At 64.6% G+C, this 8,549-nt stretch carries 9 protein-coding genes; 8 read left to right on the top strand and 1 reads right to left on the bottom strand.

The features are described from left to right. Positions 1–647, top strand: a 647-nt coding sequence (locus QE494_RS07195; protein ID WP_300042241.1) for a hypothetical protein, incomplete at its 5' end; no start/stop codon positions are given. Positions 648–743: 96 nt separating this feature from the next. Here QE494_RS07195 and QE494_RS07190 read toward each other — a convergent pair. Then, positions 744–1,565, bottom strand: a complete 822-nt coding sequence (locus tag QE494_RS07190) for a pyruvate, water dikinase regulatory protein (RefSeq protein ID WP_300042240.1) — start codon at positions 1,563–1,565, stop codon at positions 744–746. A gap of 281 nt (positions 1,566–1,846) precedes the next feature. On the opposite strand from QE494_RS07190, the gene ppsA reads away from it, so the two are divergent. From ppsA to QE494_RS07155, 7 genes are all read left to right on the top strand, one after another. After that, positions 1,847–4,240: a phosphoenolpyruvate synthase gene (gene ppsA / locus QE494_RS07185; RefSeq protein ID WP_300042239.1), complete on the top strand. Its 2,394-nt coding sequence runs from the start codon at positions 1,847–1,849 to the stop codon at positions 4,238–4,240. 17 nt (positions 4,241–4,257) lie between these two features. Beyond that, complete coding sequence (locus QE494_RS07180) at positions 4,258–6,336, top strand: VC_2705 family sodium/solute symporter (RefSeq protein ID WP_300042238.1); 2,079 nt, start codon at positions 4,258–4,260, stop codon at positions 6,334–6,336. A gap of 150 nt (positions 6,337–6,486) precedes the next feature. Then, positions 6,487–6,855, top strand: coding sequence for a 30S ribosomal protein S6 (gene rpsF / locus QE494_RS07175; protein WP_300042237.1), 369 nt, complete (start codon positions 6,487–6,489; stop codon positions 6,853–6,855). A 16-nt stretch (positions 6,856–6,871) separates the two neighbouring features. Further along, the gene (gene priB / locus QE494_RS07170; RefSeq protein ID WP_300042236.1) at positions 6,872–7,159 is read left to right on the top strand and encodes a primosomal replication protein N; all 288 of its coding nucleotides are present in this window, start codon (positions 6,872–6,874) and stop codon (positions 7,157–7,159) included. Between the two features lie 19 nt (positions 7,160–7,178). After that, the gene (gene rpsR / locus QE494_RS07165) at positions 7,179–7,460 is read left to right on the top strand and encodes a 30S ribosomal protein S18 (protein WP_300042235.1); all 282 of its coding nucleotides are present in this window, start codon (positions 7,179–7,181) and stop codon (positions 7,458–7,460) included. 12 nt (positions 7,461–7,472) lie between these two features. Then, positions 7,473–7,925: a 50S ribosomal protein L9 gene (rplI, locus tag QE494_RS07160; protein WP_300042234.1), complete on the top strand. Its 453-nt coding sequence runs from the start codon at positions 7,473–7,475 to the stop codon at positions 7,923–7,925. 149 nt (positions 7,926–8,074) lie between these two features. Then, a partial coding sequence (locus tag QE494_RS07155) for a DnaB-like helicase N-terminal domain-containing protein (protein ID WP_300042233.1) occupies positions 8,075–8,549 on the top strand: 475 nt, incomplete at its 3' end.

The raw sequence follows: 8,549 nt of genomic DNA, 5'->3' as shown, positions 1-8,549 counted from the left end.
CGCCCACCGCGGCCCAGCTCCAGGGTAAGGCGACAAGAGAGGCCCAGGACAGGGCCTTGCCCCAAGGGGTCCGGGATGCCGTCGCCACAGTCTGGAGCGGCGGCCTGTCTGGCGCGGAAGGCCTCAAGTCGGTCCGCCAGCGAACCCGGGATATGGGCCTGACTCAAATGCGAGAGGGCAGCGGGCAGGATGACCAGGTGGTCCAGCGCAGCGTTGTCCAGGCGGCTTTCAATCGCTTCAACGCAGGGGAGGACGCCCTCGCGAAAAGCGCCGAGGGGCGCCAGCGCTTTGCTGGGCAGGTCCAGGCCATGACCGCTGGCTTGTGCGACGCCTTCGGCCCTGATCTGGTGGCCGGCTATGCCATGCAGGCCGCCCAAAGCGCCAGCCGCCAGGGCACCGCAGCGCCGGCGCCCTGGGTGGTCGCGGTCTTCGCCGGGCTGGGTAGCGCCGAGAGCGCGCCAGTGGATGGCGCTGTGCCGATCCGAGATAGCGAGGGTGGTCTGGCCCGACTCCAGGAGGTTTCGATTCGCGAGTCGGTGAAGAATATGATTTCCACTTCGGAACATGGAGGCCACCTCCCTCCGGCGTGGGGGACTGCTCTAACGGGTGCGTTGAACGGAACGACGCCCGCCAAGCTTTCATCTTGATCTCTCTGAGACGGCGCCTGTACTTCGGCGCGTGGCAGGTCGTGCCGGGGCGAGTGGGTCGCCCGGCCCCCTTACCTGGTGTCCCCTCAGCCGGCTTCAGTACTCCAACCGCTCCGGCCGCACCTCTTGCAAGATCGTGGTCGCAATCTCCTCGATCGACTTGGTGGTCGTCGACAGCCAGCGGATGCCGGCGCGGCGCATCATCGCCTCGGCTTCGGCCACCTCCATGCGACAGTTGTCCAGCGCCGAATAGCGTGAATTGGGCCGCCGCTCGTTGCGGATCTCCGAGAGCCGCTCAGGCTGAATGGTCAGGCCGAAGATCTTTCGCTTGAACGGCACAAGTGCCTGGGGCAGCTGCTGGCGCTCGAAGTCCTCCGGGATCAGCGGGTAGTTGGCCGCTTTCAACCCGTACTGCATCGCCAAATAAAGCGACGTGGGCGTCTTGCCGCTGCGGCTCACCCCCACCAGGATCACGTCCGCGCCGGCCAGGTCGCGGTTGCTCTGGCCGTCGTCATGGGCCAGGCTGAAGTTGATGGCCTCGATCCGGTCGTGGTAGGCCTGGCTTTTGCTGGCGTCCGAAAAGCGCCCGACACGATGGTTGGACTTGATGCCCAGCTCGATCTCCAGGGGCCGCACGAAGGTGCCGAACATGTCCAGCAGCATCGCCTTGCAGCCCGCCTCGATCACCCGCAGCACCTCCATGTTCACCAAGGTGGTGAAGACGATGGGTCGTTGGCCCTCCAGCTCGGCCACATGATTGACCTGACGCACCGCCTGATGCGCCTTGTCCACCGAGTCGACAAAGGGCAGGCGTACGTGTCGGGGCTGGATTTCAAACTGCGCCAAGATGGCGTTGCCGAAGGTTTCGGCGGTAATGCCGGTGCCGTCGGAGATAAAAAAAACGGTGCGCTGGGCCATGGCGGGGGATATGACGTGGGGAGCGAAAGCTGGCTTCGAAATTGGCGATGGGACGGTGACCGAAAAGCGGCGGCTGGCCGCCAGATCGGACCCTACAATGGCCCCATTATCCGAACACCGCCTGCCCCCGCCCGTTCGATGCACGTCAGCCGTCCACAAGTACAAGCACAAGATCGGCTCTTCGCCTCGGCCGCAGGCTCGCCCGCCCCCAGTGTCCCGGCCCGCCGCCGGTCGACGCTCACAGGCGGCGCTTCCCCGTTTTTAAACTCCGGAGCTCCCCCATGTCTGCACGTTTCGAGGCGACCGCATTGGTCGTGCCCTTTGAAAATCTGAGGATGAGTGACGTCGAGTCGGTCGGTGGCAAGAACGCCAGCCTCGGCGAGATGATTTCCCAGCTGCCCGGCGGTGTGAAGGTCCCGACGGGCTTTGCCACCACCGCCCATGCCTTCCGGCAATTCCTCGGCGAAGGGGGGCTGGCAGCCCGTATCCAGGCGCGGCTCAATGCCCTCGACACCGAGGACGTTCGGGCCCTGGCCGCCGCCGGCGCCGAGATCCGCGGCTGGGTCGAGGCCCAGCCCTTCCCGGCTGACCTCGAAGCCGCCATTCGCGTGGCGTTCGACACCCTGTGTGGCGGCAACGCCCAGGCCAGCTTTGCGGTGCGCTCGTCGGCTACCGCGGAAGACCTGCCCGATGCGTCCTTCGCGGGGCAGCAGGAGACCTTCCTCAATGTGGTGGGCATCGAGCAGGTGCTGCACAAGATGAAGGAGGTCTTTGCCTCGCTCTATAACGACCGCGCGATCAGCTACCGGGTGCACAAGGGCTTTGCCCATGCCGATGTGGCCCTGTCGGCAGGCGTGCAGCGGATGGTGCGCTCGGACCTGGGCGCCGCGGGTGTGATGTTCACCATCGACACCGAGTCCGGCTTCGAAGAGGTGGTTTTCATCACGGCCAGTTACGGGCTGGGCGAAACAGTGGTGCAGGGCGCGGTCAACCCCGACGAGTTCTATGTCCATAAGCCCATGCTGGCCGCGGGCAAGCAGTCGGTGATCCGCCGCAATCTGGGCTCTAAGTTGATCCAGATGGTCTTCGCCACGCCCGAGGAAAAGGCGGCCAGCGGCAAGCTGGTCCAGACACTGGACGTCCCGCTGGAGCAGCGCAACCGCTATTGCCTCAGCGACGCCGATGTGCAGCAGCTGGCCCGCTATGCGGTGCTCATCGAGAAGCACTACGGACGCCCCATGGACATTGAATGGGGCAAGGACGGCCAGGACGGTGAGCTCTACATCCTTCAGGCGCGCCCGGAGACGGTCAAGAGCCAGGCTCAGGGCAAGGCCGAGCTGAAATACAAGCTCAAGGGCAAGGGCGCGGTGCTGGCCGAGGGCCGGGCCATTGGCCAGAAGATCGGCACCGGCCCGGTACGTATCGTTCACAACTTGTCCGAGATGGACAGCGTTCAGCCCGGTGACGTGTTGGTGGCCGACATGACCGACCCCAATTGGGAGCCGGTGATGAAGCGCGCCAGCGCCATCGTCACCAACCGGGGCGGGCGCACCTGCCACGCGGCCATCATCGCCCGCGAGTTGGGCATTCCGGCGGTGGTCGGCTGCGGTGATGCGATGGAGTCCCTCAAGGACGGCACCCTGGTCACCGTTTCCTGCGCCGAGGGCGACACCGGTCGCATCTACGACGGCCTGCTCGAGACCGAGGTCACCGAGGTGCAGCGGGGCGTCATGCCCCCCATCAAGACCAAGATCATGATGAACGTTGGCAATCCCCAGCTCGCCTTCGACTTCGCCCAACTGCCCAATGAGGGCGTGGGCCTGGCGCGGCTGGAGTTCATCATCAACAACAACATCGGGGTGCACCCCAAGGCCATCCTCGACTACCCCAACGTCGACCAAGACCTCAAAAAGGCGGTGGAGTCGGTGGCACGCGGCCATGCCTCGCCGCGTGCCTTTTATGTCGACAAGGTGGCGGAAGGGGTGGCTACGATTGCCGCCGCCTTCTGGCCCAAGCCGGTCATCGTGCGCCTGTCTGACTTCAAGTCCAACGAGTACCGCAAGCTGATCGGCGGCTCGCGCTACGAACCCGAGGAAGAAAACCCCATGCTGGGTTTTCGCGGCGCGGCTCGCTATATCAGTGCGGATTTCGGGGAGGCCTTTGCCATGGAGTGCGAAGCGCTCAAGCGAGTGCGCGGCGAAATGGGCCTGACCAATGTGCAGGTCATGGTGCCCTTTGTGCGCACCGTGAGCCAAGCCGAGCGGGTGGTGTCGCTGCTAGCCAAGTTCGGCCTCAAGCGGGGCGAGAACGACCTCAAAATCATCATGATGTGCGAGATTCCCAGCAATGCCATCCTGGCCCATGACTTCCTGCAGCACTTCGATGGGTTCTCGATCGGCTCCAACGACCTGACCCAGCTCACCCTGGGGCTAGACCGCGATTCCGGCTTGGAGCTCTTGGCGCACGACTTTGACGAGCGTGATCCGGCGGTGCTGGCACTACTCAAGATGGCCATCACTGCCTGCCGTGAGCAGGACAAGTACGTGGGCATCTGCGGGCAAGGGCCCAGCGACCACCCCGACCTGGCGCAATGGCTGGCGGAAGAGGGGATTGCATCGATCTCGCTCAACCCCGACAGCGTGATCGACACCTGGCAGCGCCTCGCCGCGGCCTGAACCGGGGAGGGCGGCGGATGTCACAGCCTGAGCCGTCGACTGCCGAGGCCTATCCCGTCGGCCGCCTGCACCGCAACCTGCTGCTGTACATCCTGGTGCTGCTGCTGGCCCTCGCGGGCCTGCTGCAGGCCGAAGAGGCGGGTCTGTCGCGGCGCTGGTTGGGCCCCTTGTTTCTTTTCGCCTCGGTGATGATGTACGCGGTCGTGGGCATCTGGTGCCGTACCAGCGACCCGCACGAGTACTACGTGGCCGGGCGCCGCATCCCCGCGATGTACAACGGCATGGCCACCGCTGCCGACTGGATGAGCGCGGCCTCCTTCATCAGCTTGGCTGGGGCGCTGTACTTGCAGGGTTTCTCAGGCACGCCGGGGGCCCCGGGTGGCATGGCCTACCTCATGGGTTGGACCGGTGGCTTTTGCCTCATCGCGCTGCTGGTGGTGCCCTACTTGCGCAGCCTGGACTTGTACACCGTGCCGGACTACTTTCAGATGCGCTACGGAGGCCGCTGGCCGCGCCGGATCGCGGCACTGTCTGCTGTTTTGTGCTCCTTCGTCTACGTGGTGGCCCAGATCTACGGCATTGGCCTGATTGCCTCTCGGCTCACTGGTGTGCAGTTTGAAATTGGCATCTTGCTGGGGCTCGGCGGCGTGCTGCTTTGCTCCTTTTTGGGGGGGATGAGGGCCATCACCTGGACCCAGGTGGCGCAGTACGTCATCTTGCTCATGGCGTTCCTTCTCCCGGTGTCCTGGCTGGCCTACAAGCAATTGGGCAATCCGCTGGCGCCCCTGGTCTACGGGGAGCAACTGGCCAAGATCAGCGCTCTCGAGAAAGAGTTGGCCGACTCGCCCGCCGAGCAGTCCGTCCAGGCCGCCTACCAGCGCCGCGCCGACGAATATCGGGCCAAGCTCGCCGACGTCGAGTCGGCCCTGGTGCGCGAGCGAACCGAGGCCCGGGACCGCGTCCGCCTGCTCAAGGACTCTGGTGCCAATGCACTGGAGGTGGCCGATGCCCAGCGTGATTTGCAAAACCTACCGGCCCATGCGGCGGCGGCCCGAGAGCAGTGGGGCCGAATCATTGCCGAGAGCGAGCACCGGGCCCGGCCGCTGGGGGGCTTGCCGGCCCATGGCCAGGCCTTTGCCGGGGACCCAGAGGGCACACCGGAAGAGCGTGCGCAGTTCGACACCTCACGCCGCAACTTCCTCGCGTTGACCCTTTGCCTGATGCTGGGGACCGTGGGGCTGCCGCATCTGGTGACCCGGTTCTACACGACCTCGTCGGTGTCACAGGCCCGCAGTTCGGTGGCCTGGGCCCTGTTTTTCATCGGGATCCTCTACATCAGTGCGCCGGCGCTGGCGGTGATGGTCAAGTTTGAGGTGATGAGCGGGCTGACCGGCATCCGCTACGAGTCCCTGCCTGCCTGGATCGTGCAGTGGGGGAGGGTGGACCCCTCGCTCGTTTCGGTGCGTGACATCAACGGCGACGGCATCGTGCAGTTTGGCGAGATCCAGTTGGGTGCCGACATCGTGATGCTCGCCACCCCTGAGATCGGCGGGCTGCCTTACGTGGTCTCGGGACTGGTGGCCGCCGGCGGGCTGGCTGCGGCGCTCTCCACCGCCGACGCCCTTTTGCTCACCCTCAGTAGCGCCTTGGTCCGTGACCTGTACGCGCAGGACGTGAGCGATCGCGCGACCCCCGATCAGCGGGTGGTGCTTTCTAAGTTCGCTTTGCTGGCGATGGCGGTGCTGGCCGCTACCGTCGCGATGTTCAAGCCCTCGGACATCATCTCTCTGGTGACCGCTTCGTTTTCACTCGCGGCCAGCGCCCTGGTGCCGGCCATGGTGGCTGGCATCTTTTGGTCCGGCGCCTCGTCATTGGGGGCGGTCTCCGGCATGCTAGCTGGCTTGGGTACTACCATTTTCTATATGGTGGGCAATGCGACCTGGTTCCTGGCCTGGTCGGGCCGCGCCTCCGGGCCGGACTGGTGGGGCATCCTGCCTGTTGCCGGCGGCGTGTTCGGGGTCGCGGCAGGGTTGGTCGCGCTCGTGGCGGCCAGTTGGCTGGAACGCGGTCTCGGTCGGGTGGTGACCCTGCGCTAGCCTGCTACAATCGCAGGCTTTGCCTTGCCACACTGCGCCTTTGGGGTTGTCCCGAGGGCAGGGCGGGTCCTCCACGCAGGGGCCCACCCAGGGCTGGTCCCTTCAGGGAACAGACCCACAGCAGGTGGCTTCTATCCTCAAGGAGTATCCATGCGTCATTATGAGATCGTCTTGCTGATCCATCCGGATCAGAGCGAGCAGGTTCCCGCCATGCTCGAGCGCTACAAAACCATGATCACCGCCGGCGGCGGCAAGATCCATCGGGTCGAAGACTGGGGCCGCCGTCAACTGGCGTACCAAATCAACAAGCTGGCCAAGGCCCACTACCTGTGCGTCAACATCGAGGCCGATCAGGCCGTGATGGGCGAACTCGAGCACGCCTTCCGCTTCAACGACGCTGTCCTGCGTCACCTCACCGTGGTCAAGAAGAAGGCCGATACTGGCCCCTCCTCCATGATGAAGACCGTCGAACGCGAAGAGGCCCGCAAGGCCCAGCAGGCGGAGCTTCAGCAGGGCTGATGCGCCGCCCGCGCGCGTGAACCAGGTTCTCCTGAGTGCCGCCATCGCCGAGGCCAAGCCTCTGCGGTATACGCCGGCCGGATTGCCCGCCCTCGACCTTCAGCTCGAACACGAGTCTGAGGTAACCGAGGCAGGTGGCAAGCGGCAGGTGAAGGCAGCGATTCGGGCTGTGGCTTTCGGGCCGCAGGCAGAGACCCTGGCCAGGCAGGTGATCGGTAGTCACTGGCGATTCGCCGGCTTCCTAGCCACCCCGCGCAACGGTAAGCACTCCGTGCTCCATATTCAAGAGTTTCAACCCATCTGATTTTTCGAGAGGTCCCCTCATGGCCACGTTCAAGAAATTCAACAAGGACAAGCGTCCGAAGCGCAACACCCAGTCGCTGCTGTTCAAGCGCAAGCGCTTCTGCCGCTTCACCGTCGCCGGCGTCGAAGAAATCGACTACAAAGACGTCGACGTTCTGCGCGACTTCATCGCCGAAAACGGCAAGATCATCCCGGCCCGCCTGACCGGCACCCGCGCCATTTACCAGCGCCAGCTCAACACCGCCATCAAGCGTGCCCGCTTCCTGGCCCTGGTGCCCTACAGCGACCAGCATCGCATCTAAGAGGAGAACACCATGGAAATCATTCTGCTCGAGAAGGTGATCAACCTCGGTGACCTGGGCTCCATCGTCAAGGTCAAAGACGGCTACGCCCGCAACTTCCTGATCCCCGCCGGCCGTGCTCGCCGCGCCACCACCCAGAACAAGGCCGACTTCGCCGCCAAGCGCGCCGAACTCGAAAAGGCTGCTGCTGCCAAGCTGGCCGAAGCTCAAGCCCAGGGCGAGAAGCTGGGCGGCACCACCGTCAAGCTGACCCAAAAGGCCGGCGTGGACGGTCGCCTGTTCGGCTCTGTCACCAACTTCGACATCGCCGAAGAGCTGGCCAAATCCGGCTACCCGGTGGCCAAGGCCCAGGTGCGCATGCCCAATGGCCCGATCAAAACGGTGGGCGACAGCACGGTGTCCGTGGCTTTGCACACCGATGTGGTGGTCGACATCACCGTGACGGTCTACGGCGAGACGGCCTGACCGCTTGACCGCCTTCGAAAAGCCGCCTTCGGGCGGCTTTTTCTTTGCCTCTCCCCCGCTTGTCCCCTGCTTGAACACGGCTTATCCACAGAGTTGTCCCGTGACCCGGCGGTGGGTCCGGCATACCATGCGGGTCTGGATGAAATGAGATGTCTGCAGTACTGACCCCCGTCGAAGACGATTTCCCGCGTGACCGTGAGGTGGCGCAGTTGCGGGTACCGCCGCACTCGATCGAGGCCGAGTCCAGCGTGCTCGGTGGACTGCTCCTGGACAACGAGGCGTGGGACCGCATTGCCGACTTGCTGTCGCCGGGGGACTTTTACCGTTACGAGCACCGCCAGATCTTCGATTCGATCCATGGCCTGTTGGAAGGCAGCCGCCCCGCCGACGTCATCACCGTTTTCGAAGCGCTGCAAAGCCTTGGCAAGGCCGAGGAAGTGGGAGGCCTGTCCTACCTCAATTCGCTGGCTCAGTACGTGCCCAGTGCCGGCAACATCCGTCGCTATGCGGAGATCGTTCGCGAGCGTGCCATCTTGCGCAAATTGGTCAGCGCCTCCGACGAAACTTCCACCGCCGCCTTCAACCCCAAGGGCAAGGCGGTCGAGAAGATCCTGGACGAAGCCG

The organism is Ramlibacter sp. (assembly GCF_029866045.1).
Taxonomy (GTDB): domain Bacteria; phylum Pseudomonadota; class Gammaproteobacteria; order Burkholderiales; family Burkholderiaceae_C; genus Ramlibacter.
This window is presented reverse-complemented; position numbering and strand designations above follow the sequence as displayed.

Bases quoted from the DNA above. Each gene is read 5' to 3' on its own strand.
- rpsF (WP_300042237.1), top strand. From the start codon at position 6,487: ATGCGTCATTATGAGATCGTCTTGCTGATCCATCCGGATCAGAGCGAG.
- ppsA (WP_300042239.1), top strand. From the start codon at position 1,847: ATGTCTGCACGTTTCGAGGCGACCGCATTGGTCGTGCCCTTTGAAAAT.
- QE494_RS07180 (WP_300042238.1), top strand. From the start codon at position 4,258: ATGTCACAGCCTGAGCCGTCGACTGCCGAGGCCTATCCCGTCGGCCGC.
- QE494_RS07190 (WP_300042240.1), bottom strand. From the start codon at position 1,565: ATGGCCCAGCGCACCGTTTTTTTTATCTCCGACGGCACCGGCATTACC.
- rpsR (WP_300042235.1), top strand. From the start codon at position 7,179: ATGGCCACGTTCAAGAAATTCAACAAGGACAAGCGTCCGAAGCGCAAC.
- rplI (WP_300042234.1), top strand. From the start codon at position 7,473: ATGGAAATCATTCTGCTCGAGAAGGTGATCAACCTCGGTGACCTGGGC.